Consider the following 26,170-nt stretch of genomic DNA (forward strand, 5'->3'; position numbering starts at 1 on the left):
ATCACCGCAACGGCGTCGGATAGCTGGCCGGGCTGGCGTTGCCGTCGTTGTCGATGGCTTGCACACCGAAGTAGTAGTTGTCCTTCGACAGCGGCACGGTGAACTCGGTGGCCTTGCCGACGAACTGGCCGCCCTGCCATTCGGCCGACGCGGTGTCGCGCCAGACGATGCGATAGCCCGCCAGGTCCGGCTCGGCGTTGGCTTGCCACACCAGCTCGGTATCGTTCTGCAGCTTGGCGGTGCGCACCTGCACCTTGGCCGGCGCCGCCGGCGCCAGCGACAGCGAGGACAAGGCCGCCGCGTTCACCCGCGCCACCTGGGCGATGTAGTTGAAGTCGTCGTACTGCGGCAGGTCGCCGACCAGCACGCCCTTCTCGGTGCGGATGTTCTGATGCTGGTGGTTGAAGTCCTCGGCCGGCTCGGTGAAGCGCAGCGCCGCGTAGCCGCGCTCCAGGAACGGCATGTGGTCGCCGCCGCGCAGGTAACGGTCGCGGCGCTGGATGACGTTGACCTTGAACTTCGGCACATAACGCTCGCCCGCTTCCTTCACCGCCCGCGCCAGCTGGCGCGACAGCGAATCGTTCTCGCCGCCGGTCTGGATCAAGGTGCGCACGGTGTCGCTGTTTTCCTTCTGCACCGGCAGGCCTTCGGCGAACAGGCGCACTTGCGTGTTGTCGACCTTGCCGTGCTCGTCACGCGAGCTGCCGATGATGTCGTTGGTGAACATGCCGGCGATGTTCAGGTTTTTCTGTTTGGCCTGCTCGGCCCAGTGCGCCGCGCCCAGCAAGCCCTGTTCTTCCGCCGCCACCGTCATGAAGACCAGGGTGGCGTCGAATTTGTACTTGGCCATCACGCAGGCCATCTCCATCACGGCGGCGGTGCCGGAGGCGTCGTCGTTGGCGCCGGGCGCGTCGCCCTTGGCGTCCATGATGTCGGTGTTGCGCGAGTCGTAGTGGCCGCTGACCACGTACATGCGGTCCACGGAGGCGGACTGCGTGCCCGGCAGGGTCGCCACCACGTTGACGATCTCGGTCGGGCGGCTGATGCGCGCGGAGACCGGCGCGATGTGGCTGTCGAATGCCACTTGCAGGCGGCCGCCCTGGGCCGCGCCACAGCGCTCCAGTTCGCTCTTGATCCAGCGCCGCGCCGCACCGATGCCTTCGGTCTCGGAGAGCGTGTCCGACATCGTGTGGCGCGTGCGGAAGCCAACCAGCTTGTTGATATAGCCTTCGATGCGGGCCGGGGAAATCTCCTGGACGATCTGGTCGATCTGGGCCTGGTGGCGGGTGGTGTCGGGCGTGGCCGCGACGGCGGGCGCGGCGGCCAGCACGGTCAGGGCGGACAAGATGAGCGAATTTTTAGGCATCTGCTGTCTCCGGTGGAATGGTCGGAATATCTTCCCACGTAACCATGAGTGATTTTCACCCGGAAACAAATCATCAACAAAAAAAACGCCGGCCTGAACAAATTCAGTACCGGCGTTTCTTGACGGGGGTTAATTACTTGGCAGGCGGAGCGGCCGGCGTGGAGGCGGCGGCGGCCTTGTCGGCCTTGGCGGCGGCTTTCGCTGCGGCCTTGTCGGCTTTGGCGGCGGCTTTGTCGGCGCCTTTATCGGCCTTGGCGGCTGGTGCTGCTGCGGCTGGCGCGCCGTCCAGTGGCTTGCCGTTCACGACCAGGCCGGCTTGCGACAGCTTGACGGCGTTTTTCTCGCCGATGCCCTTCACACGCTTCTCGAAGTCCGCCCAATCCTTGAAATCGCCTTTTTTGCGCTCTTCCAGGATGGCCTTCGACTTGACCGGACCGATGCCCTTGACCGCATCCAGCGCGGCGGCGTCAGCCTTGTTGACGTCGACCTGCGCGAAAGCGAAGCCCATCGTTACGATCAGGGTCGCAACTGCCAGCAAAATTTTCTTGAACATGTCTCAATCTCCATGAAGGTGGGTGAAAAGCAAGGGCGACAACCGCGCCTTGAACACCCTTAACGGCCAGCCTCGACGACGGTTGACAGATAATCCATGAAGCTTTTGTGACAAGTATCAAAGCCCGGCCATCAGGCGTTGAACAGCTCCTCGCGCGTGACCGTCGCCGTGCCCAGCTTGCCGACCACGATGCCGCCGGCGCGATTGGCCGTCTGCACCGCTTCGTTCCAGCCGACACCGGCGCCCAGCATGGCGGCCATGGTGGCGATCACCGTGTCGCCGGCGCCGGAGACGTCGAACACCTCGCGCGCCTGGGCCGGCATGTGGAATCGGTCGCCGTCGGTGTACAGGGTCATGCCCTCCTCCGAGCGGGTCAGCAACAGCGCATCCAGCTTCAGCTCGGTGCGCAGTTGCTGCGCCTTGGCGGTCAGTTGCTCTTCGCTGTTCCAGTTGCCGACGATGTGCTTCATTTCCGATTTGTTCGGGGTCAGCACGGTGGCGCCGGCGTAGCGGGTGAAGTCGTCGCCTTTCGGGTCGACCATCACCACCTTGCCGGCGGCGCGCGCCGAGGCGATCATGTCGGCCACGTTGACCAGCGAACCCTTGGCGTAGTCCGACAACACGATCACGTCATAGTCGGCCAGCAGCGCCTTGAATTGCAGCAGCTTGTCGCGCAGCACGGTGTCGGTCGGCGCTTCCTCGAAGTCGATGCGCACCATCTGCTGCTGGCGGCCGATCACGCGCAGCTTGATGATGGTGGAGATGGCGTCGTCGCGCTTCAAATAGCTTTGGATGCCGCCGCTGTGCAGCATCTGCTCCACTTCATTGCCGGCCTCGTCGGCGCCGACCACGCCCAGCAGGCCGGCGTACGCGCCCAGCGCTGCGGCGTTGCGCGCCACGTTGGCGGCGCCGCCCAGGCGCGCTTCGCGCTTCTCGATGCGGACGATGGGCACCGGCGCTTCCGGCGAAATGCGGCTGACATCACCGAACCAGTAGCGGTCCAGCATGATGTCGCCTACAACCAGGATGCGCACTTTATCCAGTGCCGGTGCTTGATATGTCGTGACGTTGGTGCTCACAGTGGCCTCGTTTAAACGCGGGTCAGGATGGAACGGCCGATGCCGTGGTATTCAAAGCCCGCTTCGGCCATCACTTCCGGCTCGAACAGGTTGCGGCCGTCGAAGATGATGGCCTGCTTCAGCGACGACTTGATGCGGTCGAAGTCCGGGCTGCGGAAGGCCTTCCATTCGGTGACGATCACCAATGCCTCGGCGGCGGTCAGCGCGTCCATCGGCGTGGTGGCGAAGCGGATGCGCGCCATTTCGGCCGCAGTCAGGTCCAGCTCCAGCACGCGCTTCGCTTCGGTCATCGCGACCGGGTCGTAGACCGCCACCGTCGCGCCGCCGTCCAGCAGCTGCTTGATCAGCACGCGGGCCGGGGCTTCGCGCATGTCGTCGGTGTTCGGCTTGAAGGCCAGGCCCCAGACCGCGAAGTGCTTGCCGCTCAAATCCTCGCCGAAGCGCTTGACCACTTTCTGGCCCAGTACCAGCTTTTGCTTGTCGTTGACCGCTTCCACGGCGCGCAGGATCAGCAGGTCCTGGTCGTACTGGCGCGCGGTGCGTTCCAGCGCCTGCACGTCTTTCGGGAAGCAGGAACCACCGTAGCCGGCGCCGGCGTACAGGAAGCTGTGGCCGATGCGCGGATCGGAGCCGATGCCGTGGCGGACCGCTTCGATGTCGACGCCCACCTGGTCGGCCAGGTTGGCCAGTTCGTTCATGAACGAGATGCGGGTGGCCAGCATGGCGTTGGCCGCGTACTTGGTGAACTCGGCCGAGCGCACGTCCATCCAGAAGGTGCGTTCGTGGTTGCGGTTGAACGGCGTGTACAGTTTTTTCATCAGGCCGTGGGCCTTCTCGCCTTCCGGCGTACTGTCGCAGCCGATGACGATGCGGTCCGGGCGCATGAAGTCTTCCACTGCCGCGCCCTCTTTCAGGAACTCGGGATTCGACACCACCGAGAACTTGGAAGCGTCGCCGCGCGTGGCCAGTTCGTCCTGCACCGCAGCCTTGACGCGGTCGGCGGTGCCGACCGGCACGGTCGACTTGTCGACGATGACCTTGAACTCGGTCATGTACTTGCCGATGTTCCTGGCGGCGGCCAGCACGTATTGCAGGTCGGCCGAGCCGTCTTCGTCCGGCGGCGTGCCGACGGCGATGAATTGCAGGCAGCCGTGGGCGACCGAGGCGGCGACGTCGGTGGAGAATTGCAGACGGCCGGCGGCGCGGTTGCGCGCCACCACTTCCTCCAGGCCCGGCTCATGGATAGGGATGCCGCCGTTATTGAGCAGGTCGATTTTTTTCTGGTCGACGTCGAGGCAGAAAACGTCGTTGCCCAGTTCGGCGAGGCAAGCGCCGGTGACGAGGCCTACATAGCCGGTGCCGATGATGGTGATTTTCATGTTGGTGCTCTTCTTAATTCATGACGTTGAGTTCTTCGGTGCGGCGCGGCGGGTAGGTCTCCCAACGGCTGCATCCAGGGCACTGCCAGTAGAACTGGCGCGCCTTGAAACCACAGTGGCTGCACTGGTAGCGCGCCAGCTTCTGCGTATAACCGTGTACCAGGTTCTTCACCATCGACAGTTCCGGCACCAGGTTGGCCGGCGCATCCATCAGGCGCGCCTCCAGCAATTTGTCCAGGCCCAGCAGGGTCGGCGTGCGGCGCAGCTCATTGCTGACCAGCTGCTTGGCCGCTTCCACGCCGTCCAGCTCCAGCACCGCCTTGTACACCACTTCGATCAGGTCGATCGACGAGGCCTGTTCCAGATAGGATTTGAGCAGGTTGACGCCTTCCTGCGGACGTCCCACCTTGCGGTAGGCGTCCATGATGCGCTGCGCCACCAGCGCCGTATGCGGCACGCTGATCTGCTCGACGCGGCGCCAGATCAGCAGCGCGGCTTCGACCTCGCCCTGCGCCAGCTGGGCGTCGCCGCTCAGCATGGTGGCGCGCACGTTGACGCGGTCCGCCTGCAGCGATTTCTCCAGCAACGGCAAGGCTTCTTCCGGATGCATGTGCACCAGCGCGTCCTGCGCCAGCTCGCAGTAGAACTGCGCGATTTCCTTCTGGCGCGATCCGGCGCCGGACTCCTGCAGGCCCAGCGCCGCCTCGATGGCGCGCGGCCACTCCTTCTCGCGCTGGAAGATCTCCAGCAGCGCGCGGCGCGCCTGCACGGCGTACTGGCCGCTGACCATGGCGTTGAAGGTTTCCTCGGCGCGGTCCAGCAGGCCGGCCTTCAGGTAGTCCATGCCCAGTTCATACTGCGCGTGCTCCTTCTGCTCCTGCGGCAGGTCGGGACGCGACAGCAGGTTCTGGTGCACGCGGATGGCGCGTTCGGTCTCGCCGCGGCGGCGGAACAAATTCCCCAGCGCGAAGTGCATGTCGGCCGTTTCCGGGTCCATGCGGACGATCTCGATGAAGGCGTCGATCGCCTTGTCCGGCTGCTCGTTGAGCAGGAAGTTCAGACCCTTGAAATAACCGCGCGGCAGCGTGCGCGATTCCGACACCAGTTGACGTATGTCGACGCGCGCGGCGACCCAGCCCAGTCCGAAGAAGACCGGGATACCCAATAACCACCAAAGTTCGAATTCCATGCTTTGTATTTTTTATTGTGCGTTTATTGTGTGTTGATGCTGTCCGGCTGCGGCTGGGCATTGGCTTGCAGCGCGGTCGATTGCAGCGTGGTGATCGTGGTCTTGTGCTTGTTCGTTTCGCGGCGGTGGCGGAACACGGTGGGCGTCAGCGCCAGCACGCCCAGGAAGGCGCCGGCCACAAAGAAGCCCAGCAGCATCAGGACCAGCGGTCCGTGCAGATCATAGTGAAGGAAGAAATGCAGATCGACTTCCTGCGTATTCTTCAAGGCAAAGCCAAAAAACAGGACGAAAAGAACGAATCCAATAATCGTGGATATAAATTTCATTAGCCGGGTTTCCTGTTCAGTATTTCTAAAAAAAAGCGGCATCCGTAGACGCCGCTTTTATTTTAACTCATCAGACGCTTCAGTCCTCAATGATCGGTTGCCCGACCATCGCGTCAACCCGCTCGCGCAATTGCTTGCCCGGCTTGAAGTGAGGCACCCGTTTTTCAGGCACCATCACTTTGTCGCCCGACTTCGGATTACGTCCGATACGCGGTGGCCGGCTATTCAGAGCAAAACTGCCAAAACCGCGGATCTCGATGCGTTGACCGGTCGCCAGGGCGTTGGTCATCGCATCCAGAATGGTCTTGACGGCATACTCCGCATCTTTGGCCACCAGCTGAGAATAACGCTCAGCCAGGCGGTTGATCAATTCGGACTTAGTCATCGACTAGTTCTTAGTTCTTGTTATCGAACTTGGCTTTCAACAGCGCGCCCAGGCTGGTGGTGCCCGAAGCTGCGTTGTTGTCGGTCGCTGCCATCTTCTGCATGGCTTCCTGGGTCTCGACGTTGTCTTTCGCTTTGATCGACAGCTGGATGCTGCGAGCTTTGCGATCGATGTTGATGACCAGGGCTTCAACGGAATCGCCAACCTTCAGGTGGGTACCGGCATCTTCCACGCGGTCGCGGGAGATTTCGGAGGCACGCAGGTAGCCTTCAACTTCTTCGGACAGTTGGATCACGGCGCCTTTAGGCTCAACCGATTTAACGGTGCCGGTGACCAGTGCGCCCTTGTCGTTCATGGCTGCGAAGTTGTTGAATGGATCGCCTTCCAGTTGCTTGACGCCCAGGGAAACGCGCTCGCGCTCAACGTCGATGGCCAGAACGATGGCTTCCAGTTCGTCACCTTTCTTGAAGCGACGTACGGCTTCTTCGCCGGTTTCGGTCCAGGACAGGTCGGACAGGTGTACCAGGCCGTCGATGTTGCCGGCCAGGCCGATGAACACGCCGAAGTCGGTGATCGATTTGATCGCGCCACGGACTTTATCGCCCTTCTTGTGGGTCACGCCGAAGTCATCCCATGGATTCGCCTTGCACTGCTTCATGCCCAGCGAAATACGGCGACGCTCTTCGTCGATTTCCAGAACCATCACTTCAACTTCGTCGCCCAGCTGGACAACTTTGTTTGGAGCGACGTTTTTGTTGGTCCAATCCATTTCGGAAACGTGTACCAGACCTTCGATACCCTGCTCGACTTCAACGAACGCGCCGTAGTCGGTCAGGTTCGTTACTTTACCGAACAGACGGGTGCTTTGTGGGTAACGACGGGACAGACCGGTCCAAGGATCGTCGCCCAGTTGCTTGACGCCCAGGGACACACGGTTCTTCTCTTGATCGTACTTCAGTACTTTCGCGGTGATTTCCTGGCCAACGGTCAGCACTTCCGATGGGTGACGCACACGACGCCATGCCAGGTCGGTGATGTGCAGCAGGCCGTCGATACCGCCCAGATCCACGAACGCGCCGTAGTCGGTGATATTTTTGACGACGCCGGTAACCACGGTGCCTTCTTTCAGGGTTTCCATCAGTTTCTGACGCTCTTCGCCCATCGAAGCTTCGATGACGGCGCGGCGGGACAGAACCACGTTGTTACGCTTGCGATCCAGCTTGATCACTTTGAATTCGAGGGTCTTGCCTTCGAATGGGGTGGTGTCTTTTACTGGACGGGTGTCAACCAGGGAGCCCGGCAGGAACGCGCGGATGCCGTTGGTCAGAACGGTCAGGCCGCCCTTGACTTTACCATTGACGGTACCGACGACGATTTCGCCCGATTCCATTGCTTTTTCCAGTGCCAGCCACGAAGCCAGACGCTTGGCCTTGTCGCGCGACAGGATGGTATCGCCGAAACCGTTTTCGAGCGATTCGATCGCCACGGAAACGAAGTCGCCTACTTTGACTTCCAGTTCGCCGTGGTCGTTCTTGAATTCTTCAACTGGGATGAATGCTTCCGATTTCAGGCCGGCGTTGACGATCACGAAGTTGTGATCCAGACGAACGACTTCAGCCGAGATCACTTCGCCCGAACGCATGTCTTGACGCGACAGGGATTCTTCGAAGAGGGCTGCAAAACTTTCCATATTAGACATTGTAACTTCCAGGTTACCAACAAGGCTCGCGAATGCGACTTCAGTTGGGTTAGGGTTAATAAACGTTGCGGACATCAGAGCGACCGCAACACCAGCTATTTACCGATGGCCGCATACCACTGCAACACCTGGGCGACCGCTTCGTCAGCGGTCAAATTCGAGGTATCGAGCACATGCGCCCCCTCTGCGGGGACCAGCGGCGCGATGGTCCGGTTTGTATCCCGGTCGTCACGCGCCTGCAAATCCATCAGTAGGTCTTCCATACTAGCAGAAATTCCTTTGTCAATCAATTGCTTATAGCGACGTTCCGCACGCGCCGCCACACTGGCGGTCAAAAATACCTTCAGCACGGCGTTCGGGAAGATCACCGAACCCATGTCGCGGCCGTCGGCCACCACGCCGGGCGCCTTGCGGAAGCCCAGCTGCAGTCCCAGCAGCGCGTGGCGCACGGCGTGGAAAGTTGCTATTTTTGAAGCGGTGTTGCCGACCTCTTCGGCACGGATGGCCTCGGTGACGTTTTCGTGCGACAGGATGATGTCGCCGCCTTGGAAGCTGCATTGCAGGTGCTCGGCCAGCTTGGCCAGCGCGTGCTCGTCGCTCAGATCGGTGCCGCGGCGCAGGGCCGACAGCGCCGTCAGTCGGTACAGGGCGCCCGAATCCAGGTAGTGGAAGCCGAGCTTATCGGCGACGCGGTGCGCGACAGTGCCCTTGCCGGATGCGGTAGGGCCGTCGATGGCGATGACTGGAATTGCGGAAGTTACCATTTAGTTCACTTTATTTATTTTGCTATCGCTGCGAAGGCGGCGAAATACTCGGGGAAGGTCTTGCCCACGCATTTGGGATCGTTGATGCGCATGACATTGCCCTTGCGCGCGGCGCCGTCCAGCGACACCAGCGAGAAGCACATCGCCATGCGGTGATCGTCGTAGGTATCGATGGTAGCAGGCGTGATGACGGCCGGCGGCGTGACCTTGATGTAGTCGGCGCCCTCCTCCACAATCGCGCCGACCTTGCGCAGCTCGGTGGCCATGGCGGCGATGCGGTCGGTTTCCTTGACGCGCCAGCTGGCGATGTTGCGCAGCGTGCTGGTGCCATCGGCGTACAGCGCGGCGATGGCGATGGTCATCGCGGCGTCGGGGATGTGGTTGAAGTCGGCGTCGATGGCTTTCAGCACGCCGTTCGATTTGGCTTCGATCCAGTTGTCGCCCATGGTGATCTGCACGCCCATCTGCTCCAGCGCGGCGGCGAAGCGCACGTCGCCCTGGATGCTGTCCTTGCCCACGCCCTCGACCCGCACCGGGCCGCCGGCGATCGCGCCGGCCGCCAGGAAGTAGGAGGCCGACGAGGCGTCGCCTTCGACGTGGATGGTGCCCGGCGACTGGTAGACCTGGCCGGGCTGGATGGTGAACGACTCCCAGCCGTTCTGCTCGACCGTCACGCCGAAGCGGCGGATCAGGTTGAGCGTGATTTCGATGTAGGGCTTGGAAATCAGCTCGCCGACCACGTCGATAGCGATCGCATGCTCGCGCGCCATCAGCGGCGCCACCATCAGCAGCGCGGTCAAGAACTGGCTCGACACATCGCCGCGCACCGACAGGCGCTGCGCGTGGATCTTGCCCTGCTTGATATGCAGCGGCGGGAAGCCGGGGTTGCCGGTGTATTCGACGTTGGTGCCGGCGGCGTTGAGCGCGTCGACCAGGTCGCCGATCGGACGCTCGTGCATGCGCGGCACGCCGTGCAGCGTGTAGTCGCCGCCGATCACGGCCAGCGCGGCGGTCAGCGGACGGATCGCGGTGCCGGCGTTGCCCATGAAGAGATCGGCCGATTTGTTCGGCAGCACGCCGGCCACGCCCTTGACGTGGTGGATGGTGCCGGTGGCGGTTTGCTCTTCGGCCCACTGCACGCCGAGGGAGCGCAGCGCGGCCAGCATGACGGCGGTGTCGTCCGAGGCCAGCAGGTCGACGATGGCGACGTCGCCCCGCGACAGCGCCGACAACAGCAGGATGCGGTTGGAAATGGATTTGGAGCCGGGCAGGCGCACCGCGCCCTGCACATGCGCGACCGTTTGCAGGTCGATATATTCGTGGGTCATGCTGATTTCCTGATCTATTAGTCTGCGCAGTTAAGCTTCGTTCGCTTGCGACGGCGGCGCCTCGGCCGCCTCGATCGCTGTAATCCACTGGTGGCGGGCGCGCTGGGCGTTGCTGAACACACACTCCAGCCCTGCCCCGTCACCGGCGGCCAGACGGGCACGCAGGCCCGTCAATTGTGCCAGATAAGCATCCAGCTCCGTCAACAATGCCGACTGGTTGGCCAGGCTGATGTCGCGCCACATTTCGGGCGACGATCCCGCGATCCTCGTGAAATCGCGGAAGCCGCTGGCCGCATACTGGAACAGTAAATCTGCATGCGGTTTGTTCGCGATGTCGTCCACCAGCGCATACGCCAGCAAATGCGGCAAATGGCTTACGGCGGCAAACACCTTGTCATGTTCTTGCGGCGTCAAACGATGGATGATCGCATCGCAGGCGCGCCACGCGGCGGCCACACGCTCGACATCGACCGCCGCGTTTTCATCCAATGCCGTCAGCACCACCTTCTTGCCGACGTACAGGTCGTCGATCGCCGCCTCGGGACCATTGGTCTCGCGGCCGGCGATCGGATGGCCCGGCACGAACTGGGCGACCTTGCCGCCCAATGCGCGCCGCGCCGAGGCCACCACGTCGCACTTGGTGCTGCCGGCGTCGGTGACCACGGTACCGGGCTGCAAATGCGGCGCCAGCGCCGCCAGGATCGCCTCGGTCTGCGCCACCGGCGTGGCCAGCAGCACCAGGTCGGCGCCGTCGAGCGCCTCGCGCATGTCACCGCCGATGACGTCGATGATGCCCAGTTCCTGCGCGCGCTTGAGCGAGGCGGCCGAACGGCCCATGCCGACCACGCTGCCGACGGCGCCGGCCTTTTTCAGCGACCGCGCAAACGATCCGCCGATCAGGCCCACGCCAAAGATGACGACCTTGTTCAGCATTCTTACTCCGCCAGTGCCTTGGTCAGCGCCGCGATCAGCACCGCGTTTTCCTGCGGCAGGCCGATGGAAATGCGCAGCCACTCCGGCAAGCCGTAGTTACCGACCGGACGCACGATCACGCCCTGCTTCAGCAACGCCAGGTTGACGCGCGCGCCGGCGCCCACATCGCTGCCGACCTTGACCAGCACGAAGTTGCCGTAGGACGGCACGTATTGCAGGCCCAGCTGGTCGAACGCCTCGGTGAACTGCTGGTAGCCGGCGGCGTTGTTGGTCGCGCTCTGCGCCAGGAAGTCCTTGTCGTTCAGCGCGGCGATCGCCGCCGCCTGCGCCATCGAGTTGACGTTGAACGGCTGGCGGATGCGGTTCATCAGGTCCGTCAGCGCCGGCTGGGCGATGCCGAAACCGACGCGCAAACCGGCCAGGCCGTAAGCCTTGGAGAAGGTGCGCGAGACCAGCAGGTTGGGATACTTCTTGACCCAGGAAGCCGATTCGAACTGGTTTTCCTCCGCCAGGAATTCGTTGTAGGCCTCGTCCAGCACCACCACCACATTGGCCGGCACCTTGTCCAGGAAGGCCTGGATCTCGGCGGCCGGGATGAAGGTGCCGGTCGGGTTGTTCGGGTTGGCGATGAAGACCAGGCGGGTGTCGTCCTGGATCGCGGCCAGCATGGCCGGCAGGTCGTGGCCGTAGTCCTTGGCCGGCACCACGATGTGGCGCGCGCCCACGCCCTGGGTCGCCAGCGCGTACACGGCGAACGAGTACTGCGAATACACCACCGACTGGCCGCGCTCGACGAAGGCGTGGGCGGCGATTTCCAGGATGTCGTTGCTGCCGTTGCCCAGCGTGATCCACTCGGCCGGCACGTCGTAGCGCTTGGACAGCGCGCCCTTCAAATCGAAACCGTTGGCGTCCGGGTAGCGGCCCAGGTCCGCGGCGGCGGCGGTCATCGCCTGCACTGCCGACGGCGGCACGCCGAACGGGTTCTCGTTCGACGCCAGTTTGACGATGGCCGCTTCATCGAGGCCAAATTCGCGCGCGACTTCCGCAATCGGTTTGCCGGCCTGGTAAGGAGCGATAGCGCGGACGTATTCGGGGCCGTAGTTCTTGGGCATGGTCTCTCTCTATAAAAATAACGGTTAAGTCAGGCTGACCGGGTAGGAACCCAGCACCTTGAAGAAGGCTGCATTGCCTTGCAATTCCTCCAGCGCCTTGGCCACGCCCTCGTCCTGCACATGACCTTCGACGTCGACGTAGAAGTAGTACTCCCACGTGCCGGTGCGGGCCGGGCGGGATTCGAAGCGCGTCATCGACACGTTGTGGCGGGCCAGCGAACCAAGCAGGCGGTAGATCGAGCCGGCCTTGTGCGGCGCGGCCAGCGCCAGCGAGGTGCGGTCCTGGCCCGACGGGCCGGCCTTCAACTGGCCGATCACGGCGAAGCGGGTGCGGTTGTGCGGATCGTCCTGGATGTTGGCCTTGACCGTGCCCAGGCCGTAGCGCACGCCCGCGCGCTCGCCGGCGATGGCGGCGATGCTGTGGTCGTCGCGCGCCATGCGGGCCGCCTCGGCGTTGGACGAGACGGCGCGGCGCTCGATGTCCGGGTAGTTGTTGTTCAACCAGATCTGGCACTGCGCCAGCGCCTGCGCGTGGGCGCAGATGGCGGTGACGCCGTCCATATTGCCGGTGCCGGTCAACAGGCTGTGACGCACCGCCAGCGACACTTCGCCGCTGATCGACAGCGAGGTATGCAGCAGCAGGTCCAGCGTGCGGCCGATGGCGCCTTCGGTCGAGTTCTCGACCGGCACCACGCCGAATTCGGCGGTGCCGGCCTCGGTGGCGCGAAACACTTCGTCGATCGACGAGCAAGGCAGCACGTCGACGGCGGTGCCGAACTGCTGGTACGCGGCCTGCTCGGTGTAGGTGCCGGCGGGGCCAAGGAAGGCGATGGTGACGCGCTTCTCCAGCGAGCGGCAGGCGGACATGATCTCGCGCCAGATGGTTTGCAGCTCGGTGTCGCCCATCGGGCCGGGATTGCGCTCGGCCACGCCGCGCAGCACCTGCGCCTCGCGTTCGGGACGGAATACCGGCGCGTTGGTCTCGGCCTTGACGTGGCCGACCTGCTGCGCCACCTTGGCGCGCTGGTTCAACAGGTCGAGGATCTGGGCATCGATGGCGTCGATCTGCTCGCGCAAGGGTGTCAGTTTGTCGTTCATGGCTTTACTTTCCGTTGCTGGCGGCGAATTCGTTCAAGTAGTCTACGAGCGCTTGCACGCCCTCGATAGGCATCGCGTTGTAGATCGATGCACGCATACCGCCGACGGACTTGTGGCCCTTCAGTTGCAGCAGGCCGCGCGCTTTGGCGCCGGCCAGGAATGCTTCATTCTGATTTTCGTCCTTCAGGTAGAAAGGAACGTTCATGCGCGAGCGGCTGGTTTTCGCTACGCGGGTCTGGTAAAAATCGCTGGCGTCGAGTGCGTCGTACAGCAGCTTGGCCTTGGCGATGGCGCGCTGCTCCATCTCGGCCACGCCGCCCTGCCGTTTCAACCACTGGAACACCAGGCCGGCGATGTAGATGCCGTAGGTGGGCGGCGTGTTGTACATCGACTCGTTGTCGGCCACCAGCTTGAAGTCGAACGCCGACGGGCAGGCCGGCAGCGCCTTGCCCAGCAGGTCTTCACGCACGATGACGATGGTGACGCCAGCCGGGCCGATGTTCTTCTGGGCGCCGGCGAAAATCAGGCCGTACTTCGAGACGTCGATGCGGCGCGACAGGATGTGCGAGGACATGTCGGCCACCAGCAGCACGTCATCGTGGGGCGCGGGCACGCCGGCGTCGAAGTCGAATTCGATGCCGTCGATGGTCTCGTTGGTGCACAGGTGCAGATAGGCCGCGCCGGGAGTGAGCCGCCACTCCGACTGCGGCGGCACCGACATCGTCGACGAGGCGGCGACGTTGACGTTGGCGTACTTGGCGGCTTCCTTGATGGATTTGCCCGACCACGAACCGGTGTGGATGAAATCGATGGTCGCTGGCTGCGGCTTGTGGCCGACGAGGTTCAGCGGCACCAGGGCGTTCTGCGATAGTCCGCCGCCCTGCATGAACAAGATCTTGTAGTTGTCCGGTACTGCCAGCAGCTCGCGCAGATCGCGCTCGGCTGCCTTGTAAATCGAAATAAACTCCGGTCCGCGGTGGCTCATCTCCATGACGGACATGCCGCTGCCATGCCAGTCCAGCATTTCGGCAGCGGCTTGCGCCAGCACTTCCTTCGGCAATACGGCGGGGCCGGCCGAAAAGTTATAGATATGAGTCACGTTGCGATCCTTATTTTTTGGCGGGTTGTTTCGGCTTCTGCTTTTGCTCCTGCTCCAGCACCGCTTGCCGCTGCTCCTGCTGCTTCTGCATCAGCGGGCCAAGGCGTCGCATCGCGATCGCCTGGCCGATCTGCATGCTCTCGGCGGTCAGCTTGGGCATGGTGGCCAGCATCTTGGCGCCGACCGGGGTGCGGTAGAAGGCGGCGATCTGCTTCAGTTCATCGGCGCTATAGGTGCGCGCGTACAGCGGAATCGATTCGGCGAGGATCTCGTCGATCATGGCCGGATCGTTGATGGCGCCCTGCAGGGTGCTGATGGCGGGCGGCAGTTCGGCTTCCATCTTGGCCAGCGCCTGTTTCTTCTGTTCCGGCGTGGTCGCCGGGTTGTTCTTGATCGACGCCTCGGCGCCGGCGCGCATCGAAGTGCCGATGGTTTGCGCCATCTGCTGCATCACGCCGGTCATCAGCGAGCGCAGGTTCATCGCGTCGAACAGCTCTTGGGCGGCGGCGGTGGAGGCGGCGTCTGCTTGCGCGAAGGCTGGGGCGCTGATCAGGGCGAATGCGGTAACGATGCTTGCTACTATTTTTTTCATGGTCGTCTCAAAGGTCGTTCAAAAAGAAAAAGCGGGATCAGTCTTATTGTCGCATTTATCCGCGCAATAAACCTGACCCCGCTCTCCCCGGACCTGGGTCCGGGGCGGTGTGTGCTAGGACTTACTCAGGTTGAGCTTCGTCTGGCTGAGCTTCGTCCGGCTTGGCGTCAGGACCCGGCTCCAGCTCGACTTCGTCGATGTCGGTTTCCACCACGCGCTGCAGGCCGGACAGCTTGGTGCCGTCTTCGACCGCGATCAGGGTCACGCCTTGCGTGGCGCGGCCCATTTCGCGGATCTCGGACACGCGGGTGCGGATCAGCACACCGCCGGTGGTGATCAGCATGATTTCGTCGGTCGAATCGACCAGCGTCGCCGCCACTACCCGGCCGTTACGCTCCGAGGTCTGGATCGCGATCATGCCCTTGGTGCCGCGGCCGTGGCGGGTGTACTCGGTGATCGGGGTACGCTTGCCGAAGCCGTTCTCGGTCGCCGTCAGCACCGATTGCTGCTCGTTTTCCGCCACCAGCAGCGCGATCACGCGCTGGCTTTCGTCCAGGTTCATGCCGCGCACGCCGCGGGCGTTGCGGCCCATCGGACGCACGTCGTTCTCGTCGAAGCGCACCGCCTTGCCGGCGTCGGAGAACAGCATCACGTCGTGCTGGCCGTCGGTCAGCGCGGCGCCGATCAGGAAATCGCCCTCGTCCAGGTCGACCGCGATGATGCCGGCCTTGCGTGGATTGCTGAAGTCCTTCAGCGGCGTCTTCTTCACGGTGCCCAGGCTGGTCGACATGAACACGTAGTGGTCTTCAGGGAAGACGCGGTTATCGCCGGACAGCGGCAGGATAACGGTGATCTTCTCATTGTCCGCCAGCGGGAACATGTTGACGATAGGCTTGCCGCGCGAGTTGCGCGAACCTTGCGGCACTTCCCACACCTTGAGCCAGTACATGCGGCCGCGGTTGGAGAAGCACAGGATGTAGTCGTGCGTGTTGGCGATGAACAGCTGGTCGATCCAGTCTTCCTCTTTGGTCGCCATGGCCTGCTTGCCGCGTCCGCCGCGCTTTTGCGCGCGGTACTCGGTGATCGGCTGCGCCTTCATATAGCCGGTGTGCGACAGGGTCACCACCATGTCCTGCGGCGTGATCAGGTCTTCGGTGCCGAGGTCGGTCGCGTTGTGCTCGATGTTGGAGCGGCGCGGGTCCTTCTGCGGGTCGCCGAATTCGTTGACCACGTGGGTCATCTCGTCGGTGATGATGGTGGTCACGCGTTCCGGCTTGGACAGGATGTCCAGCAGGTCGGCGATTTCGGCCATCACGTCCTTGTATTCGTTGACGATCTTGTCCTGCTCCAGGCCGGTCAGGCGCTGCAGACGCATCTGCAGAATCTCTTGCGCCTGGTCGTCCGACAGCTTGTACATGCCGTCCTGCTGCATGCCGTAGTGCTTGGGCAGGTGCTCCGGACGGAAGGCGTCGATGCCGCCGATGGTGGTGCCGTCGGCAGTGCGGGCCAGCATCTCGCGCACCAGCGACGAATCCCAGGAACGGTCCATCAGGCCGGTTTTCGCGACCGGCGGGGTCGGCGCGGCCTTGATGATGGCGATGAAGTCGTCGATATTGGCCAGCGCCACGGCCAGGCCTTCCAGCACGTGGCCGCGTTCGCGCGCCTTGCGCAGCTCGAACACGGTGCGGCGCGTGACCACTTCGCGGCGGTGCGACAGGAAGCAGCTGAGCATTTCCTTCAGGTTCAGCAGGCGCGGCTGGCCGTCGACCAGCGCCACCATGTTCATGCCGAAGGTGTCCTGCAGTTGCGTTTGCTTGTACAGGTTGTTGAGCACCACTTCCGGCACTTCGCCGCGCTTCAGCTCGATGACCACGCGCATGCCCGACTTGTCGGACTCGTCGCGGATGTCGGAAATGCCTTCGAGCTTCTTGTCGCGCACGTTTTCGGCGATGCGTTCGAGCAGCGATTTCTTGTTGACCTGGTACGGCAGCTCGTCAACGATGATGGCCGTGCGGCCGCCGTCCTTGCCGTACTCTTCGTAGTGGGTCTTGGCGCGCATCACCACGCGGCCGCGGCCGGTGCGATAACCGTCGCGCACGCCGGAGACGCCGTAGATGGTGCCGCCGGTCGGGAAGTCCGGCGCCGGGATCAGTTCGATCAGCTCGTCGATGGTGCAGGCCGGATTGCGCAGCACGTGCAGCGCGCCGGCGATCACTTCGTGCAGGTTGTGCGGCGGGATGTTGGTCGCCATGCCGACCGCGATACCGGACGAGCCGTTAATCAGCAGGTTCGGGATGCGGGTCGGCAGCACCGTCGGTTCTTTTTCCTTGCCGTCGTAGTTGGGCTGGAAGTCGACGGTTTCCTTGTCGATATCGGCCAGCAGCTCGGCGGAGATCTTGTCCAGGCGGCACTCGGTGTAACGCATCGCCGCGGCGCCGTCGCCGTCGACCGAGCCGAAGTTGCCCTGGCCGTCGACCAGCATGTAGCGCAGCGAGAAGTCCTGCGCCATACGGACCAGCGTGTCGTAAATCGACGCGTCGCCGTGCGGGTGATACTTACCCATCGTCTCGCCCACCACACGGGCGCATTTGACGTAAGGGCGATTCCACACGTTGTTCATTTCGTGCATCGCGAAGAGGACCCGGCGGTGCACCGGCTTGAGGCCGTCACGGACGTCCGGCAAGGCGCGGCCGACGATCACGCTCATGGCGTAATCGAGGTAGCTCTTGCGCATCTCTTCTTCGAGGGAAATAGGGATTGTTTCTTTTGCGAATTGATCCATTGGCGGGTCGACTGATCTTTGACTGTGGTTTATTAAGCAATGTATGCCGCACTTACTGCATTCTGGCCTTGCCCCTCACTACGGACAGGCAAGCGTGCGATTTTAGCATGCGCGCACAGCAACCAGCACAATTCCGGCGTCGCCCCCGCCGCTGCAGGGCGCGCGGACCTTGTAACGTCGTGTAATATTCGTGACACATTACTCAATTATTATCGATAATCGCGTTGCAACAAAACAACATTTTGGTCGGAATCAAAAAGGACTCGTGTTGGTCCCTTTTCACGCCCAAAGATAGCTTGTGGCAAAATGGTTTAGAAGTTAATTGCTCGTTTCGCAATCGGGAGACAGGCGCGACGCCCCTGCGTGGTAGAATTCGCCCCACGTATTACTACGTCGCGCAGTTTTTCTGCGGATATCACCCCCGAAAGGAAGAAAAATATGAAAAAACTGATTTCGATGTTGGCCGTATCGGCTGCATTCGCTGGTTCTGCTATTGCACAAACCGCACCAACCGCTCCTCCATATGCTCCTGTGACCCAGGACATCAAGGCAGCAGCCCCTAAGAGCGCTTACGTTCAGGATGCACGCGGCGTTATCGCCCGTGACCCGTTCGGCCTGTGCTGGCGCACCGGCTACTGGACCCCGGCTGATGCCGTTCCAGGTTGCGACCTGCCACTGTGCGTCGAGCCAGAGAAACTGGTCGACGGCAAATGCGTCGCTCCAGCCGCTCCTATCGCTCCAGCACCAGTAGCACCAGCTGCGGCGCCGGCACCTAAGCCAGCCGTCGCCGTGCCTACCGCACAGAAAGTCAGCTTCGCAGCCGACGCGTTCTTCGACTTCGACAAAGCCGTTCTGAAACCAGAAGGCAAGGCGAAACTGGACGACGTGACCTCGAAACTGGGTTCGATCAACCTGGAAGTGATCATCGCCGTCGGCCACACCGACTCCGTTGGTAGCGATGAATACAACCAGAAGCTGTCGGTACGCCGCGCTGAAGCCGTCAAAGCCTACATCATCTCCAAAGGCGTTGAAGCTAACCGCGTGTACACCGAAGGTAAAGGCGAGAAGCAGCCAGTTGCAGACAACAAAACTGCCGAAGGCCGCGCCAAGAACCGTCGCGTAGAAATCGAAGTAGTCGGTACCAGCAAGTAATTGCCAGTACCGCAGTTCAAACCCCGCCTCGGCGGGGTTTTTTTTCGCCTCCTGCTTTAGAATAGCGGCATTAGTCCTTTTGAGCTGAACCGATGAACGCCGATCCCTTAGAACTGCAGAAATTCTCCGACCTCGCCCATCGCTGGTGGGATCCGACCTCCGAGTTCCGTCCACTGCACGAAATCAACCCGCTGCGCCTGGAGTGGATCAACGCGCGCGCGCCGCTGGCCGGCAAGAACGTGATCGACATCGGCTGCGGCGGCGGCATCCTGAGCGAATCGATGGCGCGCAAGGGCGCCAAGGTGACCGGCATCGACCTGTCGGAAAAGGCGCTCAAGGTGGCCGACCTGCACAGCCTGGAATCGGGCGTGGCGGTGCGCTACAAGCTGATCGCCGCCGAGGAGATGGCGGCCCAGGAAGCGGGCCAGTACGATGTCGTCACCTGCATGGAAATGCTGGAGCACGTGCCGGACCCGAGCGCCATCGTGCGCGCCGCCGCCACACTGGTCAAGCCGGGCGGCCAGGTGTTCTTCTCTACGCTGAACCGCAACCCCAAGGCCTATCTGTTCGCCATCCTGGGCGCCGAATACCTGCTGCGCATGCTGCCCAAGGGCACCCACGACTACGACAAGTTCATCACGCCGTCCGAGCTGTCGCAATACATCCGCAGCGCCGGTCTCGAGGTGCAGGGTTTCAAGGGCATGGGCTACAATCCACTGACCAAGATCTATTCCCTGAACGAAGACACCAGCGTCAACTACCTGGTGGCCACCACCCGTCCGCTGTAAAGTACCCGCTGCAAAGACCCATTTATGAACCAGATCAATCCTCCGCGCGCCATCCTGTTCGACCTCGACGGCACGCTGGCCGACACCGCCCCCGACCTGGCGGCCGCCGTCAATCTGCTGCGCACCGAACGCGGCCTGGAACCGACCGCCTACGAACTGCTGCGCCCGACCGCCTCGGCCGGCGCGCGCGGCATGATAGGCGCGGCCTTCGGCCTGAAGCCGGAGGACGAGGGCTTCATCCCGCTGCGCGACGGCTTCTTCGCCAACTACCAGGCGGCGATGGCGGTGCACAGCGCGCTGTTCCCCGGCATCGTCGAGCTGCTGGCCGGCATCGAGCAGGCCGGGCTGCAATGGGGCATCGTCACCAACAAGCCGGCCCGCTTCACCGATCCGCTGCTGCCGCAGATCGGCCTGGCGCACGCGGCCTGCGTGGTCTCGGGCGACACCACGGCGCACGCCAAGCCGCACCCGGCGCCGCTGTTCGAGGCGGCCGCCCGCCTCGGCCTGGCGCCGGAGCAATGCTGGTACGTGGGCGACGACCTGCGCGACATCCAGGCCGGCAAGGCCGCCGCCATGCCGACCATCGCCTGCGGCTGGGGCTACTGCGGTCCGGTCGAACCGCAAGGCTGGCAGGCCGACTATCTGTTTGATAGTCCTTCGCAACTATTGGTACTCCTGCAAGAATCGTTGTCCGGAAGATCTGAACTGGCGGCGTAAGATTGGCGATTTTGCATTTGATAACGCTAACCGTTGTATAGACGAGTCAATGAAACCGCTGCCATTTGAACAGGCACACTAATCAGTTGTTCAAGCAGTTTAACTACGCAATAATCGGCACCGACTGCGTAGTATTACTTATTTCCTGCAAGCCACAAACTCGCTGAATGGGAAGGGAGACAGTCACCACTATCTCAACTTTCCAATCAGGAGTTTTATGACTTTTCCTGAGCTGGCTGCCACGAACTCGCAGCCTCACTCTGAGCAGTTCGCTGTCTTAGCCTCTCCCTCGACCGCAACGGGCGCGCCGCAAAGCTGGATGGTCAGCGTGGCCAACGCCAAATTCCACTGGTATGACCTGGTGGCCGGCTTCCAGCAAGCCCCGGACATCCGCGACCCGATCGGCCGCTACCAGCGCCGCATGCAGTTCGAGCTGGAGGCGGCTGCGGCCCAGCCCCACCTGTTCTTCGCCGTGGTCCGCCCGCGCGTGCGCTTCGACATCACGGGCACAATCCAGTGGGGCTTCTTCTCGCTCAAGCTGACCTTGCCGCTGCTGCTGGGCGCGGACGAAGCCAAGGAAAGCATCACCATCGAGCTCAAGGTGCCGTTCGCGGCCACCATGAAAAAGCCGACCGTGACGCTGACGCCGAACTTCGTCACCCTGAACTGGGGCGGCCTGATCGAAGCGCTGTCGATCCACGACATCCTGCAAACCTACGCCCACACGCTGAAGATCCCGGGCAAGGTGGTGTATGTCGGCCAGACCCGCGACGACGAGGCCCGCCTGGGCAAGGGGCGCCTGCCGGCGCTGCAAAAGCTGCATGCGCAGCACAGCGAGCATTTCGACATGCTGCTGCTGGTGCAGCAGCTGGAGGTGCAGGTCAGCTGCGCCGACGGCGACCCGGCCGGCGCGCCGCACAACGCCCACCCGCTGGCGGCCGAGACCTTGCTGGCCGAGCGCACGTACGTGATCGAAGCGGCGCTGTCGAGCTACTTCGAGGGCGCCAACGCCCGCAGCCGCAACCAGGAGCAGCGCCTGCTGCGCAGCGCCCGCCTGAGCGAAATCCAGGCCGAGCACAACCTTGCCCAGTTCACCATCGACCTGCAATACGAGGATGCCGGCCGCTACAAATACCTGTGCTCCGAGCACGCGGCCAGCGCCAAGCGTCACCTGCTGAGCTGCCATATCGCCAACGGCCAGGCCATGGCCGCGCCCATGCCGCTGCCGCCCGAGGCGAAAAAAGCCAAGTCCTGAGGTCCGCTTGCCGGCGCGCGTGCGCGCCGGCCTCCGCAGTGTTACATTGTGGAGAGAATCCAGTTTGTGCTAACTTGCAATATGGAAATATCGGCAGGGACGTACTATACTGTGGGCAACCAATACTTGAGACCCTGGAGCGCACGCCATGACGAGCGATTACAAAGCCATAATCGCTGATGACGACTATCCCGATCCGTCGCCGGAGGAATTGGGCGTGGGGGCCTTGTTCGCCGAAGCGCCGGAGCCGTTCCATGACTTGATGGCCGCGCCGGTCGAGCAGATCGACGACTTGCTGCCGCTGATGCCGCAGCGCACCAACGCGCCGCAAACCTGGGCGGTGACCGTGGCCGACGCCAAATTCCACTGGTACGACCTGGTGGCCGGCTTCCCCGAGATTCCCGACATCCGCGACCCGGTCGGCCGCCACCTGCGCCGCATGCAGTTCGACCTGGAAGCGACGATGGAGAAACGGCTGATCTTCTTCGCCATCAACCGTCCGCGCGTGCGCTTCGACACCAGCCGCAGCACCAGCTGGGGCTTCTTCTCGCTCAAGCTGACGGTACCCATCCTGGTGGGCACCGAGGAAAAGCGCGACAGCCTCACGCTGGAGCTGGAAGTGCCGTTCGCCGCCACGCTGAAGAAGCCGAGCGTGGTGCTCACCGACCGCTTCATCACCCTGAACTGGGGCGGCCTGATCGAGGCGCTGTCGATCCACGACGTGCTGCAAAAATACGAGAATGCGCTGACCTTCCAGAGCAAGGTGCAATACGTCGGCCAGACCAAGGACCCGCTCGGCCGCCTGGCGCGCGCGCGCCTGCCGGCGGTGCAGCGCATCCACCAGCAGAACAACGAAGACAACGACATGCTGCTGCTGATCCAGCGCATGAACGTGGAAGTGATCTCCGACGACGGCGACCCGGCCGAGCTGCCCGCCAACGATAACCCGGTGGCGGCCGACATGCTGATGAAGGACCGCATCGACGTCATCGAATGCGCGCTGATACGCTACTTCGAAGGCCCGGAGATGCACGGCCGCAGCGACAAGGAGGCCGATATCCGCAAGCAGCGCGTGCGCCAGATCAAGGAAACCAACAAGCTCGATATCTTCCGCATCGACCTGCGGCTGGACGATCCGGGCAAGTACCACGACCTGTTTTCCAAGCACGCGCCGGTATCGAACAGCCACATCATTGACTGCACCATCGTCGACGGCGACGTGCTCGTCACGCGCGTGCAGGAAAAGGTCAAGCCCTAACCCTCCATGCCGCGGCCAGCGCCAGCGCGGCCGCGCGCAAACGTTTCAGCCACACCACAGCCCCTTGATTTCCGGCGCGTTCGAGTGGCTTTCCGGTTGACATAGACTGCGCCGGCTCTACACTGAAGATGCAGTCAAAAGAACAATTCTGCTGCGTCGAGCCTTCAGAAATCCTGCCATGCCGGCGCCCTTACGACGGAGATCAAAACATGAAACACGTGCGTCTTTGCGCCGCGCTTGCGGCTTGCTGTGCCTCCACCCTGGCCGCTGCGACCACTCCGGTAGCGAACTCCTACGATATGCTCAACGGCAATACCGGCAGTTATCATTACTGGGATGACACTTATTCGGGCGCGGGTTGCGTCACCTGCGACAACGCCGGCCTGAGCGGCGGCCTGGGCCAGCTGACCGACGGCATCGTCGCCAGCGACAACTGATACGTCACCGAAGCGCCGGGCCATGGTCCGTATGTCGGCTGAACGATCGACCCCACCATCAAGTTCCACTTCAATGCGTCCACCAATGTCGATACCGTCAAGATCCATTTTGACCGGTCGCCCTGCGCATAGGCGATGTTTGCCAACATCTGTCACAAAACCGGAGGCCGGCGCGTCTAAGCTCGACGACCACTACTTTTACTTGCGATGACCGAGACCACCTCCCCCGCCGAACCGGCCACCTTCGCCGCGCTGCGCCCGCGGCTGTTCGCCATCGCCTACCGCATGCTCGGCACCCGCGCCGACGCCGAGGACGTGGTGCAGGATGCCTGGCTGCGCTGGCACGGCAGCGAACAACAGGCGGTGCAATCGGCCGAGGCCTGGCTGGTGACCATCACCACCCGCCTCGCCATCGACCGCCTGCGCGCGCGCATGGCGGAGCGCGCATCCTATGTCGGCTGGTGGCTGCCGGAACCCATCGTCGAACTGGACGAGCACACCCCGGAGAGCAGCGCGGAGCTGGCGAGCGAGGTGTCGATGGCCTTCCTGTGGGTGCTGGAGCGGCTGTCGCCGGAGGAGCGCGCGGCGTTCCTGATGCGGCAGGTGTTCGACCAGGATTACGCCGATATCGCGGGCATGCTGGGCAAGAGCGAATCGGCCTGCCGGCAGATGGTGCACCGCGCGCAGGAGCGCGTGCAGCAGCAGAAGCCGCGCTTCGACGTGCCGAAGGAGCGGCATCGCGACTTGCTGGTCAAGTTCATGGAGGCGGCCAAGGTCGGCGACCGCGCGGCCATGAAGGCGATGATGGCCGGCGACGTGCAGCTGGTGGCCGACGGCGGCGGCAAGGTCAACTCCTTCCTGCACATTCTGCACGGCGCGGGGCGCGTGGCCGGCGTGTACTGGTCGCTGGAGCATCAGAATCCGAACCGGGTCGCCTACCGGCAGGCGCGCGTCAACGGCGTGCCGGGACTGGTGCGCTATGTGGACGGCAAGCTGGAATCGGCGCAGTCCTTCCAGGTGGAGGACGGGCGTATCGCGGCGATCTTCATCGTGCGCAATCCGGACAAGCTGACCGGGGTGCCGCAATTTATTTGAGCTTTTTTTTGAAAAGCGGTCACAGAACGCGAAGCCGGGACGTCTCACAGGTATGAAGGGCGCAATGGTGCGCCCTCACTGACCGAAAGGCGTCATCATGAATCACTCCGCTCGCATTCCATTCTTCCAACTGGCCCAACCCCAGCTGCACGCGATGATCGCGCTGTCCGGCACCGTCAAGAAAAGTTCGCTGGGCGCGCGCCTGGTGGAGCTGATCAATCTGCGCGTGTCGCAGATCAACGGCTGCGGCGTGTGCATCGACATGCACTGGCGTGACCTGATCAAGCAGGAAGCCAATCCGCGCCACCTGAACGCCATCGCCGGCTGGCGCGAGGCGCCGTTCTTCAGCGACCGCGAACGGGCGGCGCTGAACTGGGCCGAGGCGGTCAACGCGATCCCGCACCGGCATCCGAGCGACGACGATTTCGCCCTGCTCCAGCAGCATTTCACCGATGGCGAAATCGCCGAGATCAGCTACACCATCGCCGTCATCAAAGGTTGGAACACCATCAACGCCAGCCTGCGCAACCAGATCCCGGAGGTGCCGGCACCCGGCATGTAAGGTCAGCGCTTGAGCACTTGTGCGACCACGGCGCAGACGTGGTCGACATCGTCCAGCGTCATCGCCGCGTGTAGCGGCAGGGTGACGGTTTCGCGCGCGATGCGTTCGGCGTTGGGGAACCGGCCGTCGGTGTAGCCGTAGCCGCGGCCGACCGTGGTCAAGTGGCAGGCTTCATACGACATGCCGGTGCCGACACCCTGCGCCTGCAAGGCGGCGCGGAAGCTCTGCCGGGTGTGGCCGAACTGTTCGTACGGGATCAGCACATTGAACATATTCCAGCTCTGGCGCGGCACGCCTTGCGGCGGCAGCACCACGCCCGGCACCGGCGGGAATTTTTCGAAGTAGCGCTCGACCAATGCCGCGCGCCGCGCCAGGAAGCGCGGCAGCTGCTTCAGTTGATGGACACCGATCACCGCCGACACGTCGGACATATTGAATTTGCCGGCGGCGATGGCGACATCGCGGGTGTCGTCCGGCAGGCGCTTGATGCCGTGGAAGCGCAGCAGGTCCACCAGTTTTGCTTCGTCCTCGCTGGCGACGACGATGGCGCCGCCTTCGATGGTGGTCATGTTTTTATTCGGGTGGAAGCTGAACACGGCGATGTCGCCGATGCCGCCCACAGGCTGGTCTTTCCAGTACGAGCCTTGCACCAGCGCGGCGTCTTCGATCACGCGCAGCTGGTGGCGCTTGGCCAGCGCGTACAAGGCGTCGAGGTCGCCCAGCGCGCCGGGGAAGTGGGTCGGCATGATGGCCCTGGTGCGCGGCGTGATGGCCGCCTCCACCTGCGCCAGGTCGATGGCGCGGCTGTGCAGCTCGCAATCGACGAACACCGGCATGGCGCCGACCTTGACGATCATGTTCATCGCGGAGAAGAAGGTTTGGGCCGAGGTGATCACCTCGTCGCCGGGACCGATGCCGCACACTTGCAGCGCGATCTCCATCGCGCCCGTCGCCGACGTCAGCACGCGCGTGGGACGGGCGTCGAAACTCTCCGACAGTGCGCGCTCCAGTTCCGTGACGTTGGGGCCGGTGGCTATCCAATTGGAACGCAGCACGGCGGCTACCGCCTGGATAGTGTCTTCATCGAGTTGGGGTTGGGCGAATTTGAGCATGGTTGTGGCCTGGGCGACGAAACTGGGAGGATGATTCTACCAGCGCGGCGGCGCCCAGTGATACCATAAAACTGCCACAAAACCAGACGTCAGTCCTCAACTTGTAGCGA

25 protein-coding genes are annotated in these 26,170 nt (G+C 63.0%); 8 read left to right on the plus strand and 17 right to left on the minus strand.

The annotated features are described in order from the left end of the window. Window position 1 precedes the first annotated feature (1 nt). The 16 genes from AC07OK_RS24220 to gyrA form a co-directional block, all read right to left on the minus strand. On the minus strand, window positions 2-1,366 hold the full coding sequence (locus AC07OK_RS24220; RefSeq protein WP_494692686.1) for a M20/M25/M40 family metallo-hydrolase: 1,365 nt from the start codon (window positions 1,364-1,366) through the stop codon (window positions 2-4). Between the two features lie 133 nt (window positions 1,367-1,499). Continuing rightward, the gene (locus AC07OK_RS24225) at window positions 1,500-1,919 is read right to left on the minus strand and encodes a ComEA family DNA-binding protein (RefSeq protein WP_494692687.1); all 420 of its coding nucleotides are present in this window, start codon (window positions 1,917-1,919) and stop codon (window positions 1,500-1,502) included. A gap of 131 nt (window positions 1,920-2,050) precedes the next feature. After that, a complete protein-coding gene (gene rfaE1 / locus AC07OK_RS24230) occupies window positions 2,051-2,998 on the minus strand; it encodes a D-glycero-beta-D-manno-heptose-7-phosphate kinase (RefSeq protein WP_494692688.1) in 948 nt (315 codons plus the stop codon). 11 nt (window positions 2,999-3,009) lie between these two features. After that, window positions 3,010-4,377 carry a UDP-glucose dehydrogenase family protein gene (locus AC07OK_RS24235; protein WP_494692689.1) on the minus strand — a complete coding sequence of 456 codons (1,368 nt, stop codon included), beginning with the start codon at window positions 4,375-4,377 and terminating at the stop codon, window positions 3,010-3,012. Between the two features lie 13 nt (window positions 4,378-4,390). Beyond that, a complete protein-coding gene (gene lapB, locus AC07OK_RS24240; protein ID WP_494692690.1) occupies window positions 4,391-5,566 on the minus strand; it encodes a lipopolysaccharide assembly protein LapB in 1,176 nt (391 codons plus the stop codon). Between the two features lie 23 nt (window positions 5,567-5,589). Then, window positions 5,590-5,892 carry a LapA family protein gene (locus tag AC07OK_RS24245; protein WP_494692691.1) on the minus strand — a complete coding sequence of 101 codons (303 nt, stop codon included), beginning with the start codon at window positions 5,890-5,892 and terminating at the stop codon, window positions 5,590-5,592. 79 nt (window positions 5,893-5,971) lie between these two features. Further along, complete coding sequence (locus tag AC07OK_RS24250; protein ID WP_008446215.1) at window positions 5,972-6,277, minus strand: integration host factor subunit beta; 306 nt, start codon at window positions 6,275-6,277, stop codon at window positions 5,972-5,974. A 10-nt stretch (window positions 6,278-6,287) separates the two neighbouring features. After that, on the minus strand, window positions 6,288-7,967 hold the full coding sequence (rpsA, locus tag AC07OK_RS24255; protein WP_020705490.1) for a 30S ribosomal protein S1: 1,680 nt from the start codon (window positions 7,965-7,967) through the stop codon (window positions 6,288-6,290). Window positions 7,968-8,071: 104 nt separating this feature from the next. Then, a complete protein-coding gene (gene cmk, locus AC07OK_RS24260; RefSeq protein WP_494692692.1) occupies window positions 8,072-8,740 on the minus strand; it encodes a (d)CMP kinase in 669 nt (222 codons plus the stop codon). Between the two features lie 14 nt (window positions 8,741-8,754). Further along, complete coding sequence (gene aroA / locus AC07OK_RS24265; RefSeq protein ID WP_494692693.1) at window positions 8,755-10,068, minus strand: 3-phosphoshikimate 1-carboxyvinyltransferase; 1,314 nt, start codon at window positions 10,066-10,068, stop codon at window positions 8,755-8,757. A 30-nt stretch (window positions 10,069-10,098) separates the two neighbouring features. Further along, a complete protein-coding gene (locus AC07OK_RS24270) occupies window positions 10,099-11,001 on the minus strand; it encodes a prephenate dehydrogenase (protein ID WP_494692694.1) in 903 nt (300 codons plus the stop codon). A gap of 2 nt (window positions 11,002-11,003) precedes the next feature. Next, entirely contained in the window at window positions 11,004-12,113 is a 1,110-nt protein-coding gene (hisC, locus tag AC07OK_RS24275; protein WP_494692695.1) for a histidinol-phosphate transaminase, read from the minus strand. 24 nt (window positions 12,114-12,137) lie between these two features. Beyond that, window positions 12,138-13,211, minus strand: coding sequence for a prephenate dehydratase (gene pheA, locus AC07OK_RS24280; RefSeq protein ID WP_217940774.1), 1,074 nt, complete (start codon window positions 13,209-13,211; stop codon window positions 12,138-12,140). A 4-nt stretch (window positions 13,212-13,215) separates the two neighbouring features. Then, on the minus strand, window positions 13,216-14,310 hold the full coding sequence (gene serC, locus AC07OK_RS24285) for a 3-phosphoserine/phosphohydroxythreonine transaminase (protein WP_494692696.1): 1,095 nt from the start codon (window positions 14,308-14,310) through the stop codon (window positions 13,216-13,218). Window positions 14,311-14,320: 10 nt separating this feature from the next. After that, a complete protein-coding gene (locus tag AC07OK_RS24290) occupies window positions 14,321-14,902 on the minus strand; it encodes a DUF2059 domain-containing protein (RefSeq protein WP_494692697.1) in 582 nt (193 codons plus the stop codon). Between the two features lie 121 nt (window positions 14,903-15,023). Next, window positions 15,024-17,684, minus strand: coding sequence for a DNA gyrase subunit A (gene gyrA, locus AC07OK_RS24295; RefSeq protein WP_494692698.1), 2,661 nt, complete (start codon window positions 17,682-17,684; stop codon window positions 15,024-15,026). A gap of 438 nt (window positions 17,685-18,122) precedes the next feature. Here gyrA and ompA point away from each other — a divergent pair, with 438 nt between their 5' ends. From ompA to AC07OK_RS24335, 8 genes are all read left to right on the plus strand, one after another. Next, on the plus strand, window positions 18,123-18,836 hold the full coding sequence (ompA, locus tag AC07OK_RS24300; RefSeq protein WP_494692699.1) for an outer membrane protein OmpA: 714 nt from the start codon (window positions 18,123-18,125) through the stop codon (window positions 18,834-18,836). Between the two features lie 92 nt (window positions 18,837-18,928). Further along, window positions 18,929-19,624, plus strand: coding sequence for a bifunctional 2-polyprenyl-6-hydroxyphenol methylase/3-demethylubiquinol 3-O-methyltransferase UbiG (gene ubiG, locus AC07OK_RS24305; RefSeq protein ID WP_494692700.1), 696 nt, complete (start codon window positions 18,929-18,931; stop codon window positions 19,622-19,624). 24 nt (window positions 19,625-19,648) lie between these two features. After that, window positions 19,649-20,341 carry an HAD-IA family hydrolase gene (locus tag AC07OK_RS24310; protein ID WP_494692701.1) on the plus strand — a complete coding sequence of 231 codons (693 nt, stop codon included), beginning with the start codon at window positions 19,649-19,651 and terminating at the stop codon, window positions 20,339-20,341. Between the two features lie 319 nt (window positions 20,342-20,660). Beyond that, window positions 20,661-21,596, plus strand: a complete 936-nt coding sequence (locus AC07OK_RS24315; protein ID WP_494692702.1) for a hypothetical protein — start codon at window positions 20,661-20,663, stop codon at window positions 21,594-21,596. A gap of 148 nt (window positions 21,597-21,744) precedes the next feature. Next, complete coding sequence (locus tag AC07OK_RS24320; protein ID WP_494692703.1) at window positions 21,745-22,854, plus strand: hypothetical protein; 1,110 nt, start codon at window positions 21,745-21,747, stop codon at window positions 22,852-22,854. Window positions 22,855-23,063: 209 nt separating this feature from the next. Further along, window positions 23,064-23,291, plus strand: a complete 228-nt coding sequence (locus AC07OK_RS24325) for a hypothetical protein (RefSeq protein WP_494692704.1) — start codon at window positions 23,064-23,066, stop codon at window positions 23,289-23,291. Window positions 23,292-23,498: 207 nt separating this feature from the next. Next, the gene (locus AC07OK_RS24330) at window positions 23,499-24,386 is read left to right on the plus strand and encodes an RNA polymerase sigma-70 factor (protein WP_494692705.1); all 888 of its coding nucleotides are present in this window, start codon (window positions 23,499-23,501) and stop codon (window positions 24,384-24,386) included. Between the two features lie 97 nt (window positions 24,387-24,483). Further along, entirely contained in the window at window positions 24,484-24,948 is a 465-nt protein-coding gene (locus AC07OK_RS24335; protein ID WP_494692706.1) for a carboxymuconolactone decarboxylase family protein, read from the plus strand. Between the two features lie 2 nt (window positions 24,949-24,950). Here AC07OK_RS24335 and AC07OK_RS24340 read toward each other — a convergent pair whose 3' ends face one another. Further along, window positions 24,951-26,060, minus strand: coding sequence for a DegT/DnrJ/EryC1/StrS family aminotransferase (locus AC07OK_RS24340; protein ID WP_494692707.1), 1,110 nt, complete (start codon window positions 26,058-26,060; stop codon window positions 24,951-24,953). Between the last annotated feature and the right edge of the window lie 110 nt (window positions 26,061-26,170).

This window comes from Duganella sp. GW821-FHT07G03, assembly GCF_059418605.1.

What these genes read in the sequence shown, in the direction of transcription:
- AC07OK_RS24325 (WP_494692704.1), top strand. Translation starts at nt 23,064, where the DNA reads ATGAAACACGTGCGTCTTTGCGCCGCGCTTGCGGCTTGCTGTGCCTCC.
- AC07OK_RS24310 (WP_494692701.1), top strand. Translation starts at nt 19,649, where the DNA reads ATGAACCAGATCAATCCTCCGCGCGCCATCCTGTTCGACCTCGACGGC.
- AC07OK_RS24220 (WP_494692686.1), bottom strand. Translation starts at nt 1,366, where the DNA reads ATGCCTAAAAATTCGCTCATCTTGTCCGCCCTGACCGTGCTGGCCGCC.
- ubiG (WP_494692700.1), top strand. Translation starts at nt 18,929, where the DNA reads ATGAACGCCGATCCCTTAGAACTGCAGAAATTCTCCGACCTCGCCCAT.
- AC07OK_RS24320 (WP_494692703.1), top strand. Translation starts at nt 21,745, where the DNA reads ATGACGAGCGATTACAAAGCCATAATCGCTGATGACGACTATCCCGAT.
- AC07OK_RS24335 (WP_494692706.1), top strand. Translation starts at nt 24,484, where the DNA reads ATGAATCACTCCGCTCGCATTCCATTCTTCCAACTGGCCCAACCCCAG.
- AC07OK_RS24235 (WP_494692689.1), bottom strand. Translation starts at nt 4,377, where the DNA reads ATGAAAATCACCATCATCGGCACCGGCTATGTAGGCCTCGTCACCGGC.
- rpsA (WP_020705490.1), bottom strand. Translation starts at nt 7,967, where the DNA reads ATGGAAAGTTTTGCAGCCCTCTTCGAAGAATCCCTGTCGCGTCAAGAC.
- AC07OK_RS24290 (WP_494692697.1), bottom strand. Translation starts at nt 14,902, where the DNA reads ATGAAAAAAATAGTAGCAAGCATCGTTACCGCATTCGCCCTGATCAGC.
- AC07OK_RS24315 (WP_494692702.1), top strand. Translation starts at nt 20,661, where the DNA reads ATGGTCAGCGTGGCCAACGCCAAATTCCACTGGTATGACCTGGTGGCC.
- AC07OK_RS24250 (WP_008446215.1), bottom strand. Translation starts at nt 6,277, where the DNA reads ATGACTAAGTCCGAATTGATCAACCGCCTGGCTGAGCGTTATTCTCAG.
- AC07OK_RS24225 (WP_494692687.1), bottom strand. Translation starts at nt 1,919, where the DNA reads ATGTTCAAGAAAATTTTGCTGGCAGTTGCGACCCTGATCGTAACGATG.
- aroA (WP_494692693.1), bottom strand. Translation starts at nt 10,068, where the DNA reads ATGACCCACGAATATATCGACCTGCAAACGGTCGCGCATGTGCAGGGC.
- ompA (WP_494692699.1), top strand. Translation starts at nt 18,123, where the DNA reads ATGAAAAAACTGATTTCGATGTTGGCCGTATCGGCTGCATTCGCTGGT.
- gyrA (WP_494692698.1), bottom strand. Translation starts at nt 17,684, where the DNA reads ATGGATCAATTCGCAAAAGAAACAATCCCTATTTCCCTCGAAGAAGAG.
- AC07OK_RS24340 (WP_494692707.1), bottom strand. Translation starts at nt 26,060, where the DNA reads ATGCTCAAATTCGCCCAACCCCAACTCGATGAAGACACTATCCAGGCG.
- pheA (WP_217940774.1), bottom strand. Translation starts at nt 13,211, where the DNA reads ATGAACGACAAACTGACACCCTTGCGCGAGCAGATCGACGCCATCGAT.
- lapB (WP_494692690.1), bottom strand. Translation starts at nt 5,566, where the DNA reads ATGGAATTCGAACTTTGGTGGTTATTGGGTATCCCGGTCTTCTTCGGA.
- AC07OK_RS24270 (WP_494692694.1), bottom strand. Translation starts at nt 11,001, where the DNA reads ATGCTGAACAAGGTCGTCATCTTTGGCGTGGGCCTGATCGGCGGATCG.
- AC07OK_RS24330 (WP_494692705.1), top strand. Translation starts at nt 23,499, where the DNA reads ATGACCGAGACCACCTCCCCCGCCGAACCGGCCACCTTCGCCGCGCTG.
- cmk (WP_494692692.1), bottom strand. Translation starts at nt 8,740, where the DNA reads ATGGTAACTTCCGCAATTCCAGTCATCGCCATCGACGGCCCTACCGCA.
- AC07OK_RS24245 (WP_494692691.1), bottom strand. Translation starts at nt 5,892, where the DNA reads ATGAAATTTATATCCACGATTATTGGATTCGTTCTTTTCGTCCTGTTT.
- hisC (WP_494692695.1), bottom strand. Translation starts at nt 12,113, where the DNA reads ATGCCCAAGAACTACGGCCCCGAATACGTCCGCGCTATCGCTCCTTAC.